General features: G+C 55.6%; 16 protein-coding genes and 1 tRNA gene. 4 read left to right on the top strand and 13 right to left on the bottom strand.

Features of this window, described 5'->3' with window-relative positions; translation table 11 throughout:
• Positions 1–295 precede the first annotated feature (295 nt).
• A complete protein-coding gene (locus FF011L_RS20095) occupies positions 296–1,336 on the top strand; it encodes a zinc-binding dehydrogenase (protein WP_145353672.1) in 1,041 nt (346 codons plus the stop codon).
• Between the two features lie 36 nt (positions 1,337–1,372).
• Here the strand turns inward: FF011L_RS20095 and FF011L_RS20090 are convergent, their stop codons facing one another.
• Positions 1,373–2,872, bottom strand: a complete 1,500-nt coding sequence (locus tag FF011L_RS20090; protein WP_145353671.1) for a sulfatase-like hydrolase/transferase — start codon at positions 2,870–2,872, stop codon at positions 1,373–1,375.
• A gap of 5 nt (positions 2,873–2,877) precedes the next feature.
• Positions 2,878–4,461, bottom strand: a complete 1,584-nt coding sequence (locus tag FF011L_RS20085) for a sulfatase family protein (protein WP_145353669.1) — start codon at positions 4,459–4,461, stop codon at positions 2,878–2,880.
• A gap of 175 nt (positions 4,462–4,636) precedes the next feature.
• Here FF011L_RS20085 and FF011L_RS20080 point away from each other — a divergent pair, with 175 nt between their 5' ends.
• A complete protein-coding gene (locus FF011L_RS20080) occupies positions 4,637–5,428 on the top strand; it encodes a potassium channel family protein (protein WP_145353667.1) in 792 nt (263 codons plus the stop codon).
• A 441-nt stretch (positions 5,429–5,869) separates the two neighbouring features.
• Here the strand turns inward: FF011L_RS20080 and FF011L_RS20075 are convergent, their stop codons facing one another.
• Positions 5,870–7,054 (bottom strand): phospholipase D-like domain-containing protein, encoded by a 1,185-nt coding sequence (locus FF011L_RS20075; RefSeq protein ID WP_145353665.1) that lies wholly within the window; start codon positions 7,052–7,054, stop codon positions 5,870–5,872.
• A gap of 274 nt (positions 7,055–7,328) precedes the next feature.
• Here FF011L_RS20075 and FF011L_RS20070 point away from each other — a divergent pair, with 274 nt between their 5' ends.
• Positions 7,329–7,637, top strand: a complete 309-nt coding sequence (locus FF011L_RS20070) for a hypothetical protein (RefSeq protein ID WP_145353663.1) — start codon at positions 7,329–7,331, stop codon at positions 7,635–7,637.
• Positions 7,638–8,172: 535 nt separating this feature from the next.
• Here the strand turns inward: FF011L_RS20070 and FF011L_RS20065 are convergent.
• The 3 genes from FF011L_RS20065 to FF011L_RS26510 all read right to left on the bottom strand — a co-directional run bounded on the left by FF011L_RS20065 (position 8,173) and on the right by FF011L_RS26510 (position 10,625).
• Entirely contained in the window at positions 8,173–8,412 is a 240-nt protein-coding gene (locus FF011L_RS20065; protein WP_145353661.1) for a hypothetical protein, read from the bottom strand.
• Positions 8,413–8,546: 134 nt separating this feature from the next.
• Entirely contained in the window at positions 8,547–10,289 is a 1,743-nt protein-coding gene (locus tag FF011L_RS20060) for a Na/Pi cotransporter family protein (RefSeq protein WP_145353659.1), read from the bottom strand.
• Positions 10,290–10,478: 189 nt separating this feature from the next.
• A complete protein-coding gene (locus tag FF011L_RS26510) occupies positions 10,479–10,625 on the bottom strand; it encodes a hypothetical protein (protein ID WP_218932763.1) in 147 nt (48 codons plus the stop codon).
• Positions 10,626–11,212: 587 nt separating this feature from the next.
• Here FF011L_RS26510 and FF011L_RS20055 point away from each other — a divergent pair.
• Positions 11,213–11,776, top strand: a complete 564-nt coding sequence (locus FF011L_RS20055; protein ID WP_145353657.1) for a PEP-CTERM sorting domain-containing protein — start codon at positions 11,213–11,215, stop codon at positions 11,774–11,776.
• A gap of 369 nt (positions 11,777–12,145) precedes the next feature.
• On the opposite strand, the gene FF011L_RS20050 is transcribed toward FF011L_RS20055, so the two are convergent.
• The 7 genes from FF011L_RS20050 to FF011L_RS20025 all read right to left on the bottom strand — a co-directional run bounded on the left by FF011L_RS20050 (position 12,146) and on the right by FF011L_RS20025 (position 21,962).
• Entirely contained in the window at positions 12,146–12,496 is a 351-nt protein-coding gene (locus tag FF011L_RS20050; RefSeq protein WP_145353655.1) for an SPFH domain-containing protein, read from the bottom strand.
• Between the two features lie 206 nt (positions 12,497–12,702).
• Positions 12,703–12,864, bottom strand: a complete 162-nt coding sequence (locus FF011L_RS26505; protein WP_218932762.1) for a hypothetical protein — start codon at positions 12,862–12,864, stop codon at positions 12,703–12,705.
• A gap of 313 nt (positions 12,865–13,177) precedes the next feature.
• Positions 13,178–13,251, bottom strand: a tRNA-Arg gene (locus FF011L_RS20045).
• A gap of 297 nt (positions 13,252–13,548) precedes the next feature.
• Positions 13,549–14,829, bottom strand: a complete 1,281-nt coding sequence (locus tag FF011L_RS20040) for a DUF1501 domain-containing protein (protein WP_145353653.1) — start codon at positions 14,827–14,829, stop codon at positions 13,549–13,551.
• A gap of 110 nt (positions 14,830–14,939) precedes the next feature.
• Positions 14,940–18,731 (bottom strand): DUF1553 domain-containing protein, encoded by a 3,792-nt coding sequence (locus tag FF011L_RS20035; protein WP_218932761.1) that lies wholly within the window; start codon positions 18,729–18,731, stop codon positions 14,940–14,942.
• 283 nt (positions 18,732–19,014) lie between these two features.
• Positions 19,015–20,442, bottom strand: a complete 1,428-nt coding sequence (locus tag FF011L_RS20030; protein WP_145353651.1) for a DUF58 domain-containing protein — start codon at positions 20,440–20,442, stop codon at positions 19,015–19,017.
• Between the two features lie 44 nt (positions 20,443–20,486).
• Entirely contained in the window at positions 20,487–21,962 is a 1,476-nt protein-coding gene (locus tag FF011L_RS20025; protein ID WP_145353650.1) for an aldehyde dehydrogenase family protein, read from the bottom strand.
• Positions 21,963–22,030: the final 68 nt, after the last annotated feature.

Genomic DNA, 22,030 nt, shown 5'->3' with positions numbered 1-22,030 from the left:
TCGCTCTGCGAAAGTTGCGTTCGCGGGGAGCGACGCATCGACAACGCCATTTAAAGCGACGCTTTCGCGGTGCGAAACACGACATTCGCCAAACCTGTCTGCATCGATTTGTACGCCCTCCGCGGCAACGATCCTCCCTCAACCCTCCGGGCTAGACATTCGCATAGCGGGCAACGCCTGCGTCTTGTTTGGTTCCTACTGGGCGGCGAATTTGGTTCCCTTTCTTTGGGCGAACAAAAGGGCGACAATGGCTCCCCTACCCTGCCCCTTTCTTCCTCCGTCAGGAATTCTCACCATGCCTGAAACGCTGTCTCCCGCGGTTGTTAACTATTCACCAGAAGCTGGAAGCGTCGAAATCCGCGAGATCGAAACGCCTGTGATCGGTGACGAAGATGTCTTGTTGGAAGTTGCCAATGTGGGCGTCTGTGGCAGCGATTTGCATCAGTGGACGGCGGACCATTCCTGGCCGGTAAATTACCCGGTTGTTCTTGGGCATGAGTTCAGCGGGCATATTCGGCAAGTGGGATCACGCGTTGTTGGTTGGGACGAAGGGGATCGAGTCGTTAGCGAAACGGCTGCCGTTATCGATCTTAATAGCCCGATGACTCGCCAAGGCCGCTACAACCTCGATCCGTCTCGCAAAGGGTTTGGGTATGGAGTGGATGGAGCGATGACACGGTTCGTGCGAGTCCCTTCGCGGATCCTGCATAAAGTCCCCGACGCATTGCCTTTAGAAATCGCTTGCCTGACCGAACCTTGCAGTGTCGCTTTTAACGCGGTCGTCAAAAATGGCCGAATTGAACCAGGTGACCGAGTCTTGGTGTTGGGGCCAGGGACGATCGGAATCCTGTGCGCCGCAATGGCTCGGCTGTGTGGAGCTCAGGTGGCCGTGGCAGGTTTGCCGCAGGATGAAGGTCGCCTAAAGATCGCCGCGTCTTACGGCTGCGAAACGATTATCGGTTCGCCTGAAGAATGGTGCAAAGATCGCGATGGACTGGGGTGTGATGGTGTCATCGATGCCGCGGGAGCAAGTGCGACGCTGCAGATCGCTCTCCAGGTGGTTCGCCCCGGAGGCTGGATCAGCAAGGTTGGCTGGGGGCCGCAACCGTTGAATTTTAATCTGGACCCGTTGGTGCAAAAGAACGTCACCCTGCAGGGTAGCTTCAGTCACTACTGGCCGATTTGGGAACGCGTCCTCGCTTTGTTGGCGAGTGGACAATTAGATGTAAAACCGATCGTCGGTGGTATCTGGCCTCTGGAAGAGTGGCATACCGCCTTCGAAAAAATGCACCACGGCGAAGTCGTCAAAGCGGTCCTTGCACCCGGTTCCGTTTGAGTGCCGGTTGTTAGAACCGCCTCGCCATTGCTCACCTTACTGTGGTTGATCCCATAGACGATACGGGTCATCCAAACGCTGCATTTCGCTAAGCAGAAGGGCTTCCATCTCTTTCCGTTTGGCGGCGTGTTCAGGGGCTTCTGCCAGGTCGGTTTCTTGAGCGGCCTGGCGTTTGTGTTCTGGTAGATACTCGTGAGGATTCGCTGCCAGATTAAACAGCTGAGTCTCGTGGACGGCGCCATCGAGCGTGTCGTATTTGATCAGTTTCCAGTCTCCTTTTTTGACACACCGCATCCCCGGTTTGGTCCCGCCACAGTAAACGCCGTAGAGGACTTCTCGTATCGGGTTGGGGTCTCCGTTGAGAATCGGTTTAAAGGATTTGCCTTCGACGGTTTCCGGGGCTTCAATGCCGGCTAGGTCACACAGCGTTGGCACGATGTCCAACAGGTAAATGTTGCCGAGCGTCCGTTGTCCGGCGGGGATGCCAGGCCCTTTGATCAGGAAGGGGACCCGCCATGTATGTTCATAGAGGTTCTGTTTCCCCTGCAGGCCGTGACGCCCGATGGCCATTCCGTGATCGGAGGTGTAGATCACGTAAGTGTTGTCCAATTGTCCCATTGCCTGCAGTCGATCGAGGACTTTTCCGATTTGGATGTCGATGTTTTCGCTGCATGCGAATTCGCGGCCAAGCTCGTTGCGGATGGTTTGCTCGTCACGACGTTCCCAGACTCCGCTGACGGCGACTTCGTCTCGAAGGCCTGGGTGACCATGCGGGAAAGGATGGGATTCGAGGTAGTTGATCGGCAGTGGTGGTTGTTTAGGATTCGCCGCTGGCAGTGTTTTGCGATCGCTATGGTTGGTCGCTCCATACTTGGCAAGCAGTTCCGGAGTCCCATCACGGGTATCGTGCGGGTGAGAGAAACCGAAGTAGATCAAGAACGGGTCTTCGTCTTTGCTTGATTCGCGTTCCTGCAAATAATCCAGAACCTGTTGCCCATGCCACGCACTTCCTGATTTCTCGGTGCCGCCCCGTTTGGTCGCGTCGCGGACAACGGTGAACTGGGCATTCGCCGCGGCGTAACTGTTTCCTTTTTTGCAGGTCCGCATCGTGTCGTAACCGGCGCGATTGAAGATCGCAGCCATCGTGTTTTCGGCAAGGTTTGCCGGTGCCATGTTGGGCGGTTGCGGAGCTTCGGATGCCTTTTTGTTTTTGTTCCTTTTTTGGGGCATTGGAAGATGCCAGACGGTCCGTCCGCTCATGATCATATGCCGCGATGGCGTGCAGACGGCACCCGACCAAGATCCCATCTGATGAGCTCCATCGAAGGTCAGACCGGCGGCGGCAAGCTGATCAATATTAGGAGTCTCCAGCTTCGATTCCGGTGAATAGAGCTGTAGGTCAAAGGGAGATTGGTCATCGACCACGATCACCAAAAAGTTTGGCCGAGCTGTTTCGGCAATGACCGCCGAGGGAGCGAAGCCAAGCAAACCTAGTAGCACCCCAAGGGTCAGGGGAATCGATGGGAGCTTCGGCATGGTGATTACCTTTGTGATTCAGGAAGAGAGAGAAGGTCGTATTGTTGTGCGGACATCCAGTGCAAGTGGTTCCAGTATCCGGTGTCGTTCGCTTGAGCGGGGCCTGCGGTCGAGCGACCCTGACAGATAATGCGATTCAGTTTTTCCTGAAGTTGTTCGGCGACCTGGGGATGCGAGTCGATCAGGTTTTTCGTTTCGCCTTCGTCGGAAGCAAGGTCGTAAAGTTCGACTTGTCCATTAGGTTTCGAAGCCTGAACCAGTTTCCAGTTTTTGTCGGTGATCGCGAACCGCCCACTGACTCCGTGGTTGATCAAAGGTACGCGGGCATGAGGTTTGTCAGGATCGGTCAGAATCGACGCGAAGCTGTGGCTGTCCTCGCCCGCGTTCGCTGGCAAAGGGGTGCCAATCAGTTCTGCGACGGTCGCCAGTAGATCGATTTGTCCGACCAGATCGTCACAGGTGCGGCCCGGATTGGAGATTCCGGCAGGCCACCGGATCAGCATCGGGACCCGGTGGCCTCCTTCGTAGATGTCCCGTTTGCCGCCCCGGTAAGGACCGTTGCTGTGATGTTGAAATTGTTTGATCCGGCCTTTCCACGAATTTTCCGGACCATTGTCGCTCGTCAGGATCACAAGCGTCTCTTCAGTAAGATTTTTTTGATCTAAGTAGTCCAAGATCCGGCCAATGTGATGGTCGGTTTCAATCACAAATTCTCCATAGCCGCCGCATTCGCCTTGACCCCAGAATTCAGGCAAGGGACAGACCGGGTAGTGAGGCGAAGTGAACGGCAGGTAGAGGAAAAAGGGTTTGCGCGATTCGGAATCCTGTGGAGCTGTTTCTCCCGTCGGCTGAGTGGTTTGATCAAGCCAAGCGATCGCTTTGTCGGTAAACCGAGTCAAACATTGATTGTCGATAAAGTCGGCGGCGACTTCGAAACCGGGCTTGCCAAGCGTCTGCCGTGTTTCGGCGGCTGTCGCTTGGTAGGGAGGCATGATTCGGTAATCCGAGTGCCTTGCATTCGGTTTTTTTGCAGTCCATAACTGCGGAGGAACCGCGGCATGTCGTCCTTCGAACCAGGCCAAAATTCCATAATTGAGAGAGGCGGGGATGCCGTAGAAATGATCAAAGCCCTTGTCTAGCGGCATATCCTGGACGGGAAGCGACCAATCACGGTCTTCGGGTGTCCCCGGAAAATCCATTCCCAAATGCCATTTCCCGACCATCGCTGTGTCGTAACCCGAATCACGCAGCAGAGACGCCAGCGTCATTCGCTGGTCGGGGATCAGGCATTTTCCTTCCGCGCCCATGACGCCCTGTTTCATCGTCGTGCGCCAGCTGTAGCGGCCCGTTAGCAGGCCGTATCGTGACGGAGTGCAGACGGAGTCGCTGGAATGGGCGTTGGTGAACGCAATCCCTTCGGCGGCGATGCGGTCCATATTCGGAGTCTTAAATTTAGCCTTGGGGTTGAGGTAGCGGACGTCTCCAAATCCTTGGTCATCGGTATAGATCACGATGATGTTGGGGGCCACAGGTTTCGCGGCAACGGCGACAGGTGCCGGAGCCAAAAGGAGTAGGCATGACCAGATCATTCCCCATCCAGGGGTAAGGTTCCGCCAACGGCTGCAAAGAGTGCGATTTCGAAAAGAAGTTGGCATCGTCGAATCCCAAAAAGATAAGAGCCGTCTCAGAAAATGGGCCGTTCCATCATTCTAGCTGGAATTTTCGCTGCTGCGGTGACTTGGTAGGATCCTGGAAACCCTTCCGTTGAGTTACACTGCAGGAATGAAACAGAAGCTGAAAAAAATTAAAAAGCACTGGAAGCCGACCACTTCGTTTGATCGTATTCGACGAGGAGGGATGGTGCTGGCATCGATTTTTGTCATTTCGGTTTGTGGCTATCGATACTTTGGCTCGATGAGCTGGGTCGATTCCATTTGGATGGTGGTCATCACGATTTCGACCGTGGGGTTTGCGGAGCAAAGCTCTTTTAGCGATTCGCAGCAGCTGTTTACGGTCGGTGTGATTTTGGCCGGGATGACCGCTTCGGCCTACACGTTTGGTGGGCTGTTTCAGGTGATTTTGGCAGGTGAATTGGAACAACGAAGAGGAATTCGAAGGATGCATAAAGCAATCGACCAGATGTCGAGACACGTTATTCTGTGCGGCTATGGTCGAATGGGACAGAACCTTGCACTCGATCTTTCCGCACAAGGTTTTGATTTGGTTGTGATCGATCTTCGGACGGGTATCCTCGAAGAACTGCGCTCGCGGAACATTGCCTATATTCATGGGGATGCAACCGAAGACGAACATCTGCAGGCAGCGGGGATCGCGCAAGCCGGTTTTTTAGTCACTTGTTTGCCCAACGACGCAAACAATGTCTTTATCACCTTGACTGCAAAAGGTTTAAATGCCGATTTGCAAATCATCAGTCGAGCCGAGCACTCCAGCACGGCAGGGAAATTGCGACAAGCCGGTGCCACCCAAGTCGTGATGCCCGCAGTCGTCGGAGCCAAACAAATGCTGAACTTAATCAGCAAGAACACGCCGCAGTAATTGCCCCCAACGGCCAAACCGATAGAGGCCACGATGATGCAGTGTCGCCTTTCGCTCGGGACGTGAAATCCATAAATGAAGGATTTGCAGCAGTTGACGAGTCTACATGGGGCCGAGTGAACACGTAGCCCGGAGGGCGGCAGATACTTGCCGGCGGCGCGAGCCGCCGGAGTGGGGATCGCGAAAAGGAAAGCCCAGCGGGCGACAGAACAACCCTTGTCTGTCGCCCGCTGGGCTTTAATGCGCACGCTCGCTAGGTTTCCGTTGGCTTACGCCAACGGCAAGTATCTGCCGCCCGCTGGGCTAAAAGCACTGCACTCAGGCTCGGATGGGCAGGGTTGAAATCGTCACCTGCAAGTTTCACGTCCCGAGCGAAAGACGACAAACAACAATCTTTCTCTGCTTCCGTTTCAAGGGCCCGACCGTTCAGGCGGCGGTCGTCTAGAACCATTGTTTGATTGGGCGAAAGAGAGTGGTTGCGATGCGTCGAGATGCGGGCCACTGCTTGATTTCTGCGGAAGTTACCAAGCGATTGTCGGGGTCGGCGGCCAGTTCCTGGAAGATGGCTCGGGCCATTTCGACAATCGAAGCTTCCTGCGTGACCAGCATCGCTTCAGCCATTCGGCTGTCGGCCGCATCTTCGAAGTTGTAGCTTCCGAACGTCGTCCATTCGTCGTCGACTAAGACGATTTTTGAATGTTCGCCATGTCGGTTTTCGTAGATTCGCACGCCCTGTTTCGCCAACGCCGGGTAATCGGTCACTGCCGCCAGCCAAGGGAGTTGCGAATCGAGGGCCGAGGCGTGTGAGTGAAAAATATCGACCGTCACCCCTCGTGCGGTCGCTTCCTTAATCGCTTCGGCGATTAGACGTGCCGGTTTGTAGTAGAAACTGGTCAGCTGGATTGTGCGTTGGGCTTTACGAATTTTGTCGGCTAGCATCAACGTCAGTGGATTGATTTCCCGGCGACCGAGTGCACCCCATCGGCCAGCGTCTCGGTTCGGGTCATGGGACCAGTAGTCCAGTGGAATGTTTATAGGCTGGGAGTGTCGTTTGTCCAGTAAAGGTTCGTGTTCTGGAATCGATGAACCGAGCAGTTCGAAAAAATTGTGTATTAATAGACCGACGATCGGGCCACGCAACGCGACGGCAAATTCATTCCAGGCCTTGAAGGAACTGCGAGTGATATTGCTGCTGCCGAAGATTGCCTCGCCGCTTTCGGACAACTGAATCTTGATGTGTTGCCCGCAGCCCACTTTCCGGTCGATCGCGTTTGTGGGGGTGTACATCACGACTCGGCCACCTGCCTGCTTTAGTAGGTTGATCTGGCATTGAAGCTGGGCTCGGTTGGTTTTGGACATCAGAGTGCCGGCAAGTCGTTGACCGAAGCGATCGAAGACCAGAACGGTCGCGACGACGCGTTGCTGTGTCTTAAGGGGGGCCGCCAGACATTCACGTCCGTATTCATCCCATTCGATGTAAAACTTCGACAGATACAAAAATGAGCGAGACGTCACGATCATCTCCATCCGCCGATCCTGTTCTGCACGCCGATCCCACAACGCAGTCAACTCGGTCGCCGAGGAGGATTCGATAATGGTCCCCAAGGACCGAACGGGCCTGAGCAAGAAAGATTTCCGCCAGAGAGTGAGAGAACGTCCCGAAAAACAGTGCAAACGGACCAGCTTGGCAGCGAGCGGAAATTGAGTGTCGTCGGATTTGGATGAATCGGTTAGTCTACAGGTTCTCGATTGCAGCGACGAACTTTGCAAGCGTTGAAGACGCCTTTTCAGTCGCCGCGATACGAAAACAAATTCTCTCCCGGCACGGCCAAGCTGGTTTTAAGAGAAAACGGCAGGCGGATCGTTGGCAGAACAAAAATGTGAGAAAGCGAATAGGACCATGAAACCAACACCTGACCCTTCGAAATCGCTGGATATCACGGGCGATTCAGCCCCCGTCGTTCCGGCCTACACCTGCAAGGTTTATATCCGCAAAAATGAGAACGGAACCGTCACCGGAAGAGTCGCAAACCTAGCAGGACTGGAAGCCAGCGGCGCCGGAGAAAGAGACGTTTTGCTCAAACTAACACGTGAATTCAAATCGCGGATTTCGCAGATACTGACAGATGGGCAGGACATCCCCTGGATCGATCCTCCGCAATCAAGGCAAGAAAACGAACAAATGCGTTCCATTCCCGTGCACCTGTAGAAGCGACATCCCCCGCAAGACAATCGTCACAAACGTGAATAGATAAGCCGCCAGACAAGCAAAAATGGGAGCCAGGAATGGTGCCCAAGCGTTGCGGCAAGACCGGTCGTCCGTTTGAGAAGGTTCGGTTCTTAGCTCCCGATTACATGCGAGCCTTCGTCGCGGACGTTCAAAAAGCCCCTCCCCAGACGACGCGATAGAAGTCCAATCCGGATCGGTCGAGGATCATTCGCCGATATGATCGAGTAACGAATGATCGACTTCCAGAATGCTGCTGTCCACACGTCCATCTTCTCAATTCGGTGCTCCGGTGCAATATGCCGTGGTCACCGAAGTGCCAGCTTTTAATGCTGGTCAAAATCATCTGTTGGGGCGGCACATCAGGCAGTCCACCAGCACTGCGTGAAAAGCGAGCGAATCAAACCGCTCGCCACCTCTTATACGCCACTGCGGTCTAACCGCTGCTAACTCCAGCAGTCAGCAGCGAAAGAAAAAGAATGACCTCGAGGAGACCTACTCGTCGTCATTCGCCAGCTCAGTCATTCTTTTTGTGTATGTATGCCGATTCGCTCAATGCGTTCCCGCTTCCAGCAAGTACGGTCAATGCATCGTAGGCGTAGCGTTCACTGATCGTACCAGTCGTCTCCTTCAGTGCTGTGACGCTGTACTGTTGGTTCCGTTGGTAGTCCAGATGCTCGGAGGCTAACGTTCCAATCCTCGTGACCGATTCGTCGGTGAAGACATCGCGAAATGCTGAACTACTTGCGGCGATCATCTGCTGGTCGCTTGGTACGTAGGTTGTTATCGCTGTGTCTTTTGCGCAGGAGGCAATCGCGTGAACCGGTTACATTTCGGTTGGCACCGAGGAAGCTGGTTTTTATTGTGCGACTTTGTATGGCATCTAGGGTTTTACTCAGAAAGAGATTGCTGATACGCCGGGGGATGCTGCGCTGGTGAATCCGGTGGCTGCGGTGCCGAGGCGTTGGTGTTGCCTTCGGGCAGCGCCAGGCGAGCGACTCGCCGTGTTAACGTGTTGATTCGTTTCAGGTTTTCGATAATGTCCGTTTCAACCTTAAAGGCAGCAAGCCGATTGGGCTCATAGGCGATCAGCCGCTGGGCCAAGTGAGCCGTCGCTTTTTCGGCGAGCTCGTTCACAATCGTTTTGCTTTCCACTGCATCACACGCTGCCTGTTGATCCTGATCACGCAGCGCATCGATAGCACGCTCGAACGCCCAGCAAACCTTCAGATGAACCGTGTGCAGTACATCAATTGTGGCAGGACTGATAGCCACTCCCTTTCGCATTCGTTTTTCGGCATCGGTCAGCACATTGTTTTCAATCACATCGCCAACATTTTCCAGGTAGTTGGCCACTGCGAAGTACTGGTGCAGCTGCGTCGGCTGGGGAGCCACCAAGTTTTTCTGCGACAGCTGAGCGAGGTAAGTGATGATCGCACCATGCAGGGTGTCGACATCGTCTTCGGCTTTTTGCAGCAGACGAATGTCGCGCTGCGTTCCGACGGTTGCGACGCGGAAAGCGTGCTCCAACATCTTTTGGTCCAGTTCCGCCAGCCGAACCAATTCTCGCTGCACTTGGTCCAGTGCCATGGACGGGTGTTCCAGGAACATCTCGTCCAGGTATAGCGGACAAATCCCTTTCGGCACTTTGCGTTTGGGAACAAGGCGATCGACCAGTTTAGCTAACGGGCCGGTGAACCCAATGAACAACAACGCGTTGCCAACGTTAAACAGGGTGTGAGCGTTGGCGATTTGTCGCGGCGTATCCGCCGCCAGTCGAGCCGTTCCTGTTAGGTTTTCGGCGGTCGGCGAAATCATCCGCACAAGGTCCGCAAGCGGATAAATGAAGAACATCCACAGCAGAACGCCGCCAACGTTAAAGATAACATGCACCCAGGCAGCTTGAACGGCTTCACGTGGTCGCCCAAACGCAGCCAGAATGACCGTTGTGCAGGTTCCGACGTTGGCGCCAAAAATCAGCCCAATCCCCGATTCCAGGGAAATCAATCCCTGACTTGCCAGCACGATCACGATCCCGGTCGTGGCTGACGAGCTTTGCACGATCGATGTAAATACTAATCCGACCAGGATACTTAGCAGTGGGCTGCGCATGTTCTGCATGGCATCGATGAACGGCGGCCACTCGCGCAGTGGTACCGTCGCAGTGCTCATCAATTCCATACCGAAAAACACCATCCCCAGGCCCAATAGGACCATCCCCCACTGCTTCCATTTCTCACCTTTGGCGGTGATGTTGATTAGGAAACCACTCGCAATCATCAACAAACCATATTGGTAAACCTTAAACGCGATAATTTGCGCCGTGATGGTAGTACCAACGTTTGCGCCGATGATCACCCCAATCGACTGGCTGAACGTCAGCAGCCCGGCCGAGATAAAGCCCACAACCAAGACCGTTGTGACCGACGAGGACTGAATCACCGCGGTGATGATGGCCCCCGCCAAGGCAGCGGTGAACCGGTTGGCGGTCAACCGCGCGAGCAGATTTTTCATGCTGCTGCCAGCGACCGTCTGGAGACTGTCGGTCATCTGACGCATGCCAAACAGGAACAGCGCCAACCCCCCGCCCAGGCCTGTGACCAGGGCGCCGATTTCGATCGTGGGGGAAGCCATAAAACGAACCTCTAATGCGCAGTGCTTCCGTGCTTTGCCCCAGCGGCAACGTGTCGATGACGGTACACCGGTACGAGTATACTTTCTAACCCACCGCGGCACGAAGACCGATCGCCGACTTGGGGCAGCGATAACGAAAACGGCTCCTGACCCGAATGGCACTGCCGGTTGATACCATAGGGTTTACGTTCATACGGTCACGACCAGTTGAGCTTGGTAGGCGGCTCGTGGGATGGCTAATAGTTTGAGGACTTTTGGTCGGCGCTTGTTCGCTCGCGGTTCGATGCGGCCCTCGCGATGTGTAAACGGCATCATCGTCGCAAGAGAAATCGACATCGAAGCGTTCAAACCTCTCGTCGAAAATGGATTGATCAATCACCTCGCTGAGCGGAAGTGATGAATCTTGCAGCATGGAATCGCTGAAGATGCGAAATGGCGACGCGTTACGCGGGCACTTGGAGTAAAACGACATGGGCCTTCCCTGACCGAAGTTTTTCAAGCACCCATGCCAAGGAAAGTCACGTCGACGTTAATGATACAGGCAGAGCGGCCACGTCAAAATATCAAAATGCTTCGGCTAGAAAAATAATGATTTTCGATGCCACGAGGGCCTCGTGGTTCTCAGTGCTGTGCAGAAAACGTTATATACGGCCGGCAGTGCCATTCGCTCCTGCCCCCTTTTTCTCCTGTGATTTGGATGTTCTATGCCCGGCCAGGATCGCAGGGTTGACACACCAAGCTGGCGGGTTGAAAATTCGCCCCCCGCAACCTGAGTCGCGAGTGAAATCTAAACGTGGGGTACTGTATCGGTTTCGCGAAAACTAAGTGACTGTCATAATTGATATCACATTCCCTGTCGGTGATATGTAGTGAGTAGGTTGCCTGGTTAACTGTTTGTTTCTTGCACAGGGAGTAATCGTCTTATGTCAGTTAAAGTTCGAAATTTTGTTTTGATGTGTGCAGTCCTTGCTGCCGTTACCTGCTGGTCGCAGGCGGCTCGTGCAGGCATGATTTACGTCGGAAGTTGGGATGTATACGCCAGCCCATTGGCAGAGTCCTGGAATTTGTCTCCTCCAAACGGTCCACTGGCATACACGGGGCAGGAAGCAGCTGCTCTGATATTCGGCGGCAGTCCGGGGGACTATTCGATCTCAACGATCGACATCAACCCGCTCAATATCAATAATATGGCTTGGTACGACACGATTGGTATTGGCGAGTCGATCCAGGCTGAAGACTGGAATGTTAAGTATCTTGGTTTCTATTACGGCCCCACCAGCGGGTATGCAGGAGGTTTCGGTGTTGCTGCCTCATCTGCATTGGTTAAGGACAACCTCGTAGGGCACGGCAGAGTCAATTATGCGTTCCGCAGCGATACCAACGCCGTTCCAGAGCCATCGAGTCTGGGAGTGCTGGGAGTGCTGGGAGTCGGTTTGATGATTTCTGTTTACCGTCGCCGTTCCGCTACTGCCTGTGCATCTTGCTGATCAGTTGTGAGAATCAGAGCCTGAGCTACCCCAGCGATTGCATCATCGGGTAAGACATTCTCTGTGGGAACGGTTTCGAGTGCCTAACAAGCATCAAAAACGGTTACTGCCGGAAGCCTAGAGACAGAGCGATGTGCTGCTGGCGTTCTAATCTGACGGCTATGTTCCCAGGCATCGCCGGTTGGGTGCTTCCGGCACATTCCAAGGACGAAAAATCGCAGGACCGATGATCGAATCATCGATCCTGCTTGAATTGAATCGGAATGCCCGACTCGTATCCATCACGAATTGTGCTTTCCTGAATCCGTTCCGTTTAGACTGACTCGGTCGAGACCGAGATATCGTCGTGCGTTACCGTTCTGCGCGAGTTCACGCAGCGATTCGAGTTCGACAAGTCGCAGCAGTGCCAGGTGGCTCTCCATCGTCTTGGCTCGTTCCTTGCGATTCGGCTTCCGTCTGACCATCACGTCGCGTGACTTCCGCTCGTGATTCGGATTCGATCTGCTCGACTTCCGCTCGCGTTCGTGCCTCCACCAGTTCGGCTTGGCTTTGTCGTTCCGCCGCCAATACTCGGTTCATGATCTCCTGCAGGATTTCTGGGAAGGTCAAGTCCTTTACGTCGGCTCGACGAGTCGCGTTACCGTAACCATTCACTGACTCCGTCACGTCCGAAAGGATGTCACGTGTGACCTCAGGTAGGTGTGGAATCGTCTGTTCCACGATATTGATCGCTACGGGCAGGATCGGATCAGGCTCTCGTGCATTGCAGCGTCCTTTTTCAGGCCAGGAGCTGCGTTTAGTGAGTGCAGTAAATTGCCAGGCACCATTTCCTCAGCGGCGGCCCAGCGGAAGATTCGCGTTAGTCGATGCATGTTCTTGTTGGTCGTGCGAGCTTGCCCACGTTCTATCGATCGCTGCCTCACCGTCTATATCGCCAGTGGGCCAAACTGTTCCGTTGGCAAATGGGAAAACAAAACCTTGGCGTCGCGCATCACTGCCCGCAACGCGTCAAGTTCGTTCGCGGGCTTGCCATCTTTGACGTAGTAGGTCTGGGTGAACTCCCCGTAAGCGGGCAGCACTTGGACCATAAGGATGACGTTCTCAACCTCCGCGAAGTCCTTTGTGACTTTGCTCGTAGCCGCGAATTCAGCCAGGAGTCGTGCGTGCTCTGCTTTGCGGGCGGCTTAGCGAGATAGTGGTCAGCACCAACGATGGTGACGGCAGCCTGATCAGTGGGCTTGTGATGCCGACAAGACGGGACAGATCCACGCTTTAGATGCCCCATGTGAAACGATCCTTGTACTACCCCGGTAGTACTACCGGATTAAATCTTGGGGAATCGCCGCACAGACACGCTGTTCGGTATCGTTTTGAGTAACGATTCTGCTGCTTTCTGCTCAGTACGCCCGGCGGGGTTCGAACCCACAACCTTCGGCTTCGGAGGCCGACGCGCTATCCAATTGTGCCACGGGCGCTTTGGTAGGAGTATTGCGGAGGTGAGCCCTCGGCGTCAAGGTGCGGGACCGGTTGGGGAGACACGGAGACACGGAGACACGGAGACACGGAGTGAAGGAGTGAAGGAGTGAAGGAGTGAAGGAGTGCGCGCCGCGAGCTAGTTTTTTCTTTGACTCCCAGCTCCCAGCTCCCAGCTCCTTGTCTCCTTGTCTCCTTGTCTCCCAGCTCCCAGCTCCCAACTCCCAACTCCTTGTCTCCTTGTCTCCTTGTCTCCCAACTCCTTCACTCCCAGCTCCCAACTCCTTGTCTCTTTTTGCTTAGCTGAATAGGGATGCTATTGGGGTTCCTTGGTCGGTGATGGGGATGGGGCGGGAGCCGTCGAATAGTTCGTGGGATGGGTTGATGCCTAGTGCGGCGTGTATTGTTGCGTGGAAGTCGGGGACGCTGACTGGGTTTTCTTCGATCGTCTTGCTTAGCTCGTCGGTGACTCCGTAGGCGCCTTGGTGGTTCAGGCCGCCTCCGGCTAAGAGCAGGCTGAAGCAGCTGCCTTGGTGCCCGCGTCCGCCTCGGGCGTCGTAGGCGGCGGGACGTCCGAACTCGGTGCCGATTACGACTAATGTCTTGTCGAGGATCGACTGTTGCTCAAGGTCCGTGATCAGCGCGGATAAGGCGATGTCTAGGTCTCTGATGAGAAGATGCTGGTTCTGTTGGCCTTCGTTGTGGGTGTCCCAGCCGGTGCCGTTGACGAAGTTCAAGTTGTGGGAGACCTCGACGAATCGGACTCCGGCTTGCACAAGACGTCGCGCAAGCAGGCAGCGTTGTCCGAATTCGCCTCCATATCCATTCCGCAAGTCGGCGGGTTCGTCCTGCAGGCGGAAGTGCCGCATGAAGTCGGGGCCGGCCAGACGCAGTGCTTCGGCTTGAGCCGTCCGGTACTGGGCGACGACGGAGTTGTCCGGGACTCGGTCGGTGAGTGGCTTGAGGAGTTGCTGTCTTCGTTGGACTCGAAGAGCCGTTACGTCTTCTGGCCGCGAAAAGCCTGCAGGGCCGCTGTCGGTATCGACCAGGTAAACGTAGCCCGCTTTGGCGCCTAGGAAGCCAGGACCGCGGCTGACGTTGGGATAGCCGATCAGCATGTAGGCGGGAACGTCGGGGCTGACCGGACCACGCACGTGGCTGATAATGGCTCCGATCGAAGGATAGGTAATACTTCCGCTAATCAGACGCCCGGTGTGGACGAAGTTGGTGCCGAACGCATGTTCGTCGACGAGGTGATGGTTTATCGACCGGATAACGGTGAGGCGATCGGCAAGCTTCGCCGTGCGGTGTAGGTGTTCACAGAATTGGACTCCAGGCACGGCGGTGTCGATCGAGTCGTACTCGGCTCCGGACAGCTTTGGTGAAGTTTTGGAGTTGCCTCGTTTTTTGGGATCGAAAGTGTCGATCTGAGACATTCCGCCCCCCAGCCAGATGAAGATGACGTTTTCGGCTTTGCCTTTGGGGACGTTGATCGCGGCCGGCGAGGCGAATGCGGAGTGACTGAGTTGGGCGGCTCCGGCAAGTGCACCCGTTTGAGCGAGGAAGTGTCGTCGGTTCATGATGGTGTCCGGGGATGAAATGGTCGGGTATCCATGGTAGGTGCGTTTGCCAGAGCGTGGGATCCACCGTCTGGCGACGGCAGCTACGTTTGATTTGGATATTACTTGTTTTATGGTGTGTAAAACCACTCGGGTGCATTGAGGACGGCCCATAACATGTCTTCCATGCGGAGACGCCAGTCGTTGTCTAGGGCATTGGTGGGTGGGGCGCCGCGGCGGGCGTCCGCTTCCTTTTCTATCGCCAGTGTGTTGGCGGGGCCGTCGACGTGGTTGGACCAGCTAACGTAACGGACGGGTCCGCGTTTGCCGGTGGGCGGGGTGATTCGCTTTGCTTCCGGGATCACGCGACTTTCGTAGCCTTCGGAAAGGAAACGTACGTAACGTTCTTTCTCTTCGGCCGACGGTTTTCGTGTGAGCAGCCTGAGGAAGACTCGATCGACTAACTGGTCGACGGACTGGTCCTCCAGTGCAAGCTGTGTGATCCCGTGCTGGTCACTCAGCCGCGTCAGCCAGGTGCTCATCACGCCGTTGGCAAAGATCGCAGGTTGAAGCATGTTGGATTCGGAGTCGCGAATGCTTTTTGGATCCTGCCTCGCTCCACGCCAGCCGAAGGTTTTTAACACGCTTGTTACGGCCGTGATCTTCGGCAGTCCAAGACTGGGGCGATCGCGTTCGTTTGAACTGGATGCGAGCATCCAGCTTCGGCTTGCTTTTCCCAGTGTGATCGTGGTCGCCATGGCGCGGACGCTATCGATATCCAGGCTGACCTCTTCCAGATCAAACGGAGTCCCGGTTGCGTGGAATGCCGAATCAACGATCTGTTCGGCGGTTAATCGCCGCGGCGCCGGTGAGATGAAAAGTGGGCTGGTTTCGGTCAGGGTCGCATCCGTTGCACGTTGGTATGCATGTGAATTCAAGATCAGGCGAGTGATCGCTTTGGTGTCATATCCGGAGGCGACGAACTGATGCCCGAGCCACTTCAGTAGGTCGGGATGCGAGGGACCGGACTTTTCCCAGTCCGACACGCTGACGACCAAGCCTCTGCCCATCAGACGCTGCCAGATCCGGTTGACCATCACTTGGGCGAAGCGTTCGTTCTGTGGGGCGGTGATCAGAGCGGCGAGCCGGTCTCGCGAGTTTTCGGGGTTTTCAGCCAGGGCATCCGCGACCGATTCATCGCAGTAGCGAGCGAACGGCCAAGCCGGTTCGACGACGGTTCCCGGTTGCAGGGTGACTTCAATCAGAGGTTTGCGGCTACCTACGCTCAGGCGACCGACCGGCACGCTACTGGAGGCGGGCAGTTTGATAGGTTTTTGTTTCAGCAGTGCGGCGACCTGCAGCAAATCTTCCTGCAGAGAAACGTGTGACGGTGCGTCGTGGCAGCGGGCACATTTCATTTCGACTCCGAGAAACGCGGAGCTGACGATGATCCCTTTGGCTGCCATTGGTAGGTCGTTCTGCGTTGCGGTGGCGAAGCCGGCGGGGCCGCCCAGTCGCTCGCTCCCTTCCATTCGGATCAGCTCGGTTACGAAGAGGTCCACCGGTTTGTTGTCCAACAGCGACTCATATAACCACCAGCGGAAAGGACCGGTGTTGTTCAGCGTCGGGTTGATCATGTTGGGGTTTTCGGCCAGCACGTCCAGCCAATAACCCATCCGGTGATCGGCCCAGCGAGGATCGTCCAGTAACCGGTCAATCACTTCGTCGCGACGTGTTTCTGGGGCGCTCGCAAGAAATGCAGCGATTTCGGATTCGGTCGGCGGCACACCGATGGTGTCCAGCGACACGCGGCGGAGAAAGCTGAGGTCATTGGAAAGCGGAGTCGGCTGGAAATTATCGACATCGAACTGCGGCCATACGGCACCTTCCTTGATCCAGCGTTTCAGCAGATCGACTTCGGCGTCGGTTAACCGTGCACCTTTGGGCGGCATGACAACATCTTCGTCCTCCGCGGTGACGCGATCGATCAGCGCACTTTCGTCAACGTTGCGGGGAACGATTGCGTGTCCGTCGTAATCTCCACCTGCCAACACCGATTCGTGATCATCCATCCGCAGACTTCCCTGAGCCTTTTTGCCCTGATGGCAGTCGTAGCAACGCGATTCCAGCAGAGGGCGGATCTGTTCGAAATAGTCGACACCTTTTGCATCACCCTCCGCCGAGTCTTGTTGGACGTCGACGATTCGAGCGGCAAGGAAATGATCGATCGGGTTATGAGCGGAATAACCACTTGGCAGTTTCGGGACCGCTACTTTTTCGGTTTCGTCCAACCACTTCGCAGCGGCCGTGCGACGTTGATTCCAGTAGTCTTGGTTGGCCACTCGGCGTTCGGCTCGCGCTGCGGCGTTGATTTTAGCCAGCACTTCGCGGCGTTCGGATTCGTAGGCTTGCCAGCCTTCGTCGGTGTATCGAACTTCACGGTCTCCAGGGGAAAGTAGCGACCATGTTTCGCTTCCTTCCAACGACACGGCAACGACGGTCTCCCCTAGATCGGGTCGGAAAGTGCTGCCGCCGGCGACGCCACCGACCATCGTTTCCAAAACAACAAAATGTTCGCCTCCTTGGGATTCGAATTCGGACCAAGTATCGCGATTGCCTGGCGGTGCAAAGCGGAAGTCCGGTCCCAGATCCAGGTATTCATCCTGCATCGAAAGGGGAGCGTAGCCGCCGGGATCAGGTGGCCGTGTCGAGGTCTTAAGTATCTGTTTTCCGTCGATCGAAAGCCGGCACGCACCACGGCCACGGAGCAGCAGGCGGTGCTTGCCAGCGGGTAGGTTTACGATCGCCGAGGCTCGTAGGTGAGACGGATTGGCCCGCTCGCCCCGAACGCCTGTCGAGACGTACTTGTGTGGAAGTTCGAAAAGTCCGAAGACTTCTTCTTCAAAGGTTTCGGTAACTTGCGGGGCTTCCGGCCAGCTATTGGATTTCGGAACGTCTTTCTCGCTGATCTGCACCAGCACCTTGCCCGCTGGAATCATCTCGGGAGTTACCGCAGGAGGCGGCGGGACAAAGTTGTACTGCTGAGCAATTTTCGTCGGATCAAATCCAGAGCGATAGATCGCAAAGTTGTCCAGCCATCCTTGAAACGATGAACCTGCGCTGCGGTTAAAGCCGGTGCCGATGACTAGATCGTCGGCGTCTTGCACCGGTGGTAGGTCGGTCGCGCCACTTTCGTCCCATGTGCCTGTGACCGCTTGCCCGTCGATCCAGGCAAGCAAGCTGTCGCTTTTTCCGAACGTGAATTGCAACGCCACATGGTGCCATCCGGTAGCTGGCACGCTGGCTTCGCTCCACCAGCGATGCCAAGCACGTTTCTTCGTTTCGGGATGTTCGCTAGTGAAGAGAATTCCGAATCGGGCACCGCCGCCGGTTCCTTGAAACCGAACGGAGTAATTTTGATTGTTATCTTCGAAATCGTCGCCATGTTTTGGGTGTCGTCCTTTACCCAATACGTAGGCCGTTTGTCCTGGACGAATGGTTTTGAACTTCACCCATGTTTCGAAGGCAAAGGTCTCACCACTACCAAAACGAATATCGACATCGCCGCCTTGCTCCTGGTCTTTAATCAGGATCGCACTTTCATGCCCCGCAAAGGACATCGCCTTGTTGTCGCTTTTAAATTCAGGATGTTTGGGCGGCCGTGGTCCCTCGCCAAGCTTGCCGGGGGTGCCAGTCCACGTCGAGGGTTGCGCGTCCCCATCGAATCGCCATTCGATGATCCGTTCATCGGCAGGAGGTTCATTCGCTGATGCAGAAGACGTCGTCGCCAGCATCAACAGAGCGAGAGCTACAAAGACTTTCGCACAGAAGCGAAGCGGACTGAAGTTGTGCCAATCGTAGATATTAACTTTCTGACTCCAGTAGCGAAAAATCCGAACCCCAAAATCGTGGCCGAGCAACAAGCTCGCCTAAATCCCATTTTAGACCATCGGTCGACCAGTTCAATCATGAGGAGTGGGGGAGACACGGAGACACGGAGACACGGAGACACGGAGACACGGAGACACGGAGACACGGAGTGAAGGAGTGAAGGAGTGAAGGAGTGAAGGAGTGAAGGAGTGAAGGAGTGAAGGAGTGAAGGAGTGTGCGCTTTTTTGTCCCAGCTCCCAACTCCCAACTCCCAACTCCCAACTCCCAACTCCTTGTCTCCTTGTCTCCTTGTCTCCTTGTCTCCTTGTCTCCCAACTACAGCAGGTGCTTGGCTTTGATTTCTAGGTATTGGTTGACTAGGGGGGCGGTTAGTTCGTCTGGGAAGGTGTCGACCATTAGGACTCCTCGGTGGGTTAGGTCGCGGATCACTTGGTCTCGCCAGCAGAGGATCTCGCTGGCTACGGCGGCTCGGAGCATGTTCTCTCTGCCTCCGCCGGGATGGTCGGCGGTGTCGAACATTTGACGGTCGCGGAGGAGGACTCCGACAGGTAGGTGCCGTCCGCTGATGTTGCCCAGGTAGTCGACCACTTGCGCGGCGTTGACTTCGTCGATGATGTTCGTTTCCAGTACGACCATCGAACGCCGTTTGCAGTGATTCGATAGATACAGGAAAGCTTCGTCGTACCTCGATTCAACCAGACGTGGAAACTGGTCGTAGCCGGCTTGGATCAACCGGTTCATCTGGTTCTTCCCGCCTCGAGGTGGGATGTAGGCATGGATCGTGTCGGAGAAGCAAAGCATGCCGACCGCATCCCCTTGTTCAAGGGCGACGTAAGCCAGCATCAAAGAGGCGTTGAGGGCGTGATCGAGGAGCGAGTACCCTGCCCTCTCGTTGGTCATCATCCGCCCGCAGTCGAGCATGAAAATCAGACGCTGACTTTGATCGCTCTGGAACTGGCGGACTGTCAGCTTCCGCCGTCGGGCCGTGCTGCGCCAGTCGATGTGGCGGTAATTGTCGTCACGTGAGTAATCACGCAATCGTTCGAAGTCGCTGTCCTGTCCGATCCTTCTTGTTCGCCGTACGCCAATCAAACTGAGGCGATTGGTTCGAGCCAGCAATGCGTAATCGGACAACTGCTGCATGTCGGGATAGACCTTTAGCCGGTCTTCGACATCGATCTGTAGGAACCGTTGCCAGAACCCAAGTTGGCTGCGGGCGCGGACGTAGACGCGCTTTAGGTTGAACGCTCCTCGCTGCAGCGGAGTGATTCGGCGTTGGACGGTGATCCGCGATGAACGAGGTAGTTTCAGGGGATGTTGGTCTGGATCGCCTCGGAATGGTTCAGGTAAATCGTCGCGTACCGCTCCGCGGATCGTCGTGAAGGTGGTGTTCTCGATCGTCAGGTCATAGGCCATCGCTTTGCCGATCGAAGCGGTGCTGGGGATGTCTCGCCAAGCCCTCAAACCATTGGAAGTGGAAAGCCACAAAAACATCAAATCCAAACCGACAACCGCAACCAGCAGCCCATCCAAGAGGGCGACCATTATCAGCAACTGGTTGTTGGTGATGGTCAGCAAAGAAGCAATTAACGATGTCGTCAGCACCCCCAGCCAAAGCCAGGAGGGATAGACCCGAAAGAAACGTGCGAGGATCAGCAGCGGCAACGCTACCATCGCCAGCAGCATCCAGGGGAGTGCCGATATCCACTGGAATGCGGACTGCGTGTCGGTGGTTAGATCCATTCGCTTAAAGTTGCCGTTGGAGTTCGGTTTCGAGTTGGGGGCAGTTAGCCCAAGGCGATCGTGACGGTTTTCGATTCGGTGTAAGCCTTCAAACCCTCTTCGCCAAGTTCACGGCCGTAGCCGCTCATCTTGAATCCGCCGAATGGGGCCGCGGCATCAAAGACATCGTAGCAATTGACCCATACCGTACCGGCACGGACGCGGGCAGCATAATCATGAGCCTTCGAGATGTCACGTGTCCAAACTGCGGCCGCCAGTCCGTAGAACGTGTCGTTGGCACGACGGATGATTTCCTCGTGATCGTCAAACGTAAGCACGCTTAGCACCGGCCCGAAAATTTCATCCTGAGCGATCGCCATTTGGTCGGTGACTCCATCAAAAATCGTCGGTTCAATAAAGTACCCGACGTCGCCGTGACGTTTGCCACCTTGCACACACTCGGCTCCTTCTGCTTGCCCCTTGTCGATGTAAGAAAGGATCTTGTCGAATTGAGCTTGGTCGATTTGTGGGCCTTGATCGGTGTCGGGGGAAAACGGGTTTCCTAATCGCCGTGAGGATGTGAGGGCGGTCAGTTTTTCCATGAATGGTTCATGGACCGATTTTTCGACAAACAAGCGACTGCCTGCGCAGCAGCATTGTCCCTGATTCAGGTACAGCCCGACATAAGCCCCGTGGGCGGCTGCGTCCAGGTCGGCATCGGCGAAAATGACGTTAGGGCTTTTGCCACCTAATTCAAAAGTCAGGCGTTTTAGCGTTTCCGCGGAATCGCGTGTGATAATCTGAGCCGTGCGATGTTCACCCGTGAACGCGACTTTATCGATTTGAGGATGTTTGACCACAGCGGCTCCGGCGGTCGGGCCGAAACCGGGGACAACGTTGATCACGCCGTCAGGGATGCCTACCTCTTGAGCCAGGTGAGCCATTCGCAGGCAAGTCAGCGGGGTTTGCTCGGCTGGTTTCATCACGATCGTGCAGCCGGCGGCGAGGGCGGGCCCCCATTTCCAGGCGGTCATCAACATGGGGAAATTCCAAGGGATGATCTGTCCAGCGACTCCGACCGCTTCGCGCCGTGTGTAGCAGAGGTGGTTGCCGCGGATCGGAATGGTGCTGCCGTGGATTTTGTCGGCATAGCCCGCGTAATACCGGATCGCATCGATCACCAGCGGAAGGTCGGCTGTTCGGCTTTCGGTGATCGGTTTGCCGTTGTCCAGAGTTTCCAGAGCCGCCAATTCCTCCATGTCCGCTTCGATCCGATCGGCCAGTTTGTACATCAGCCGGCCTCGGTCGCGGGCGTCCATTGTCCGCCACGGACCACTGTCAAACGCTTTGCGAGCCGCCTTGGCGGCCCGGTCGACATCCTCTGCATCCCCTTCGGCGACCTGGGCGATTTCTTGCTCGGTGGCGGGGTTGATCGTGGCAAAGGTTTTGCCGCTCGCCGCATCGACCCATTTTCCATCAATAAAGCACTGCGTCTGGTCGACCTTGATATCTGCGGCAGAAAGCGACTGCGTGGTGGCCATCGTGGGGGACCCTCAGGAGACTAGAGATTAATCGGTGGTGATCAAAACCGATCAAAGGAGGTATTGTA

The organism is Roseimaritima multifibrata, from assembly GCF_007741495.1.
GTDB lineage: Bacteria > Planctomycetota > Planctomycetia > Pirellulales > Pirellulaceae > Roseimaritima > Roseimaritima multifibrata.
The sequence above is the reverse complement of the archived record's forward strand: the minus strand, read 5'-3'. Positions and strand labels throughout refer to the sequence as shown.

Excerpts from the sequence above, each read along its gene's own strand:
- FF011L_RS20095 (WP_145353672.1), top strand. The coding sequence starts at position 296 with ATGCCTGAAACGCTGTCTCCCGCGGTTGTTAACTATTCACCAGAAGCT.
- FF011L_RS20090 (WP_145353671.1), bottom strand. The coding sequence starts at position 2,872 with ATGCCGAAGCTCCCATCGATTCCCCTGACCCTTGGGGTGCTACTAGGT.
- FF011L_RS20085 (WP_145353669.1), bottom strand. The coding sequence starts at position 4,461 with ATGATCTGGTCATGCCTACTCCTTTTGGCTCCGGCACCTGTCGCCGTT.
- FF011L_RS20070 (WP_145353663.1), top strand. The coding sequence starts at position 7,329 with ATGAAACCAACACCTGACCCTTCGAAATCGCTGGATATCACGGGCGAT.
- FF011L_RS20065 (WP_145353661.1), bottom strand. The coding sequence starts at position 8,412 with ATGATCGCCGCAAGTAGTTCAGCATTTCGCGATGTCTTCACCGACGAA.
- FF011L_RS20060 (WP_145353659.1), bottom strand. The coding sequence starts at position 10,289 with ATGGCTTCCCCCACGATCGAAATCGGCGCCCTGGTCACAGGCCTGGGC.
- FF011L_RS26510 (WP_218932763.1), bottom strand. The coding sequence starts at position 10,625 with ATGTCGATTTCTCTTGCGACGATGATGCCGTTTACACATCGCGAGGGC.
- FF011L_RS20055 (WP_145353657.1), top strand. The coding sequence starts at position 11,213 with ATGTCAGTTAAAGTTCGAAATTTTGTTTTGATGTGTGCAGTCCTTGCT.
- FF011L_RS26505 (WP_218932762.1), bottom strand. The coding sequence starts at position 12,864 with ATGGTCCAAGTGCTGCCCGCTTACGGGGAGTTCACCCAGACCTACTAC.
- FF011L_RS20040 (WP_145353653.1), bottom strand. The coding sequence starts at position 14,829 with ATGAACCGACGACACTTCCTCGCTCAAACGGGTGCACTTGCCGGAGCC.
- FF011L_RS20030 (WP_145353651.1), bottom strand. The coding sequence starts at position 20,442 with ATGGATCTAACCACCGACACGCAGTCCGCATTCCAGTGGATATCGGCA.
- FF011L_RS20025 (WP_145353650.1), bottom strand. The coding sequence starts at position 21,962 with ATGGCCACCACGCAGTCGCTTTCTGCCGCAGATATCAAGGTCGACCAG.